We start from the raw sequence: 1,156 nt of genomic DNA on the forward strand, positions 1-1,156 counted from the left end.
TCCCAGGGGATAATCACACAAGTACAAATCCCAAACATCATCCTCAGCCTCTTTAAGCCCTATCTGCTCTCCAGACAGCGCCTCGCTGATAAATACCAACTTGCCGTTCCATTTGATCGATCCGTCCCGCCTGACGCTTCGAACCTTCATTTCTGCCGGATACTCGACATCGGGCAAGCATCCTGGGTAAGGCCGGGTAGACGGCACATACAAATCTCCCGGACGTTTCATGCCGAGCGCTTCATGAGGACGTACATAATTGAATTGATGCCTGAAATGCTCCAGCAGAAGCTGCTGATCGATTAGGTTTTCCCCTAGAGGCAGTTCAAGTTTCAAGCTACGGTGCATTCGCTCATGGCGACCATTCTGGGCCGGTCTGCCTGGCATGATCCGCTCCGGATAAATGCCTAGACGTATCCACCAAACTGCCAGCGTGGACATTCTTGCCAGGCCAGGAGAAGCGAACGGAACCCCGTTGTCCGAACGGATAACTTCCGGCATGCCGTACTCCTCAAACAGCCTTTCAAAGGTTTGTTTTACAGGCTGAGTTTTGATTTTGGGATGGGCCCTGCACGCCAAAATCATCCGGGACGCGTGGTCTGTGATGGTCAAAGGGAAGCACATCTGTGCGTTAAGCATCTTGAATTGCCCTTTGTAGTCGGCGCACCAAGTCTTGTTAGGTTCGTTGGCCTCTCGCATTTCTGCGTGGGAGATACTGTGCCGGCGCTTGAAGCGCCGTTTGTTGACGAGTCCAAGTCGATCAAGCCATTGGCCTGCCGTACTTGGAGAGGGCCAGGCGACAGAGGGGTCTTCAAGTCGTAATAGTTCGAGCAGCTTCTTCGGCCCCCATTTATCGTGTGCCTCCTTCATGGCCACCACGCGGGCCAAGATCTCGTCGTCGGTTTTATTTGGGCTGTTGTGAGGTCGCCGGGACAGTTCGGCTAAGGACTTTAAGTCGCCGTTGTGCCGGGCAATCCACTTGTCGACGGTAGGCCGACTGACGTTAAAACGGCGTGCCAGCTGGCTTTTGGTGTAGTTGCCAGAAAGCCAGTCAGTGACCAGTCTGATTCGTTGATTCATGGGGGACTCTTGGTTCCAGGGCATGATCAGTTACCTCCTGATCATGCGTATTAACCTGTAAACCATGTCCCCGGTT

At 53.4% G+C, this 1,156-nt stretch carries 1 protein-coding gene; it reads right to left on the reverse strand.

Annotation, left to right across the window (positions count from 1 at the left end; all coding sequences use genetic code 11):
- Nucleotides 1–1,104 (reverse strand): integrase core domain-containing protein (locus FW800_RS27265; protein WP_446438864.1); only part of this gene is annotated, 1,104 nt, incomplete at its 3' end.
- Between the last annotated feature and the right edge of the window lie 52 nt (nucleotides 1,105–1,156).

It is taken from the genome of Pseudomonas sp. 910_23 (genome assembly GCF_052850795.1).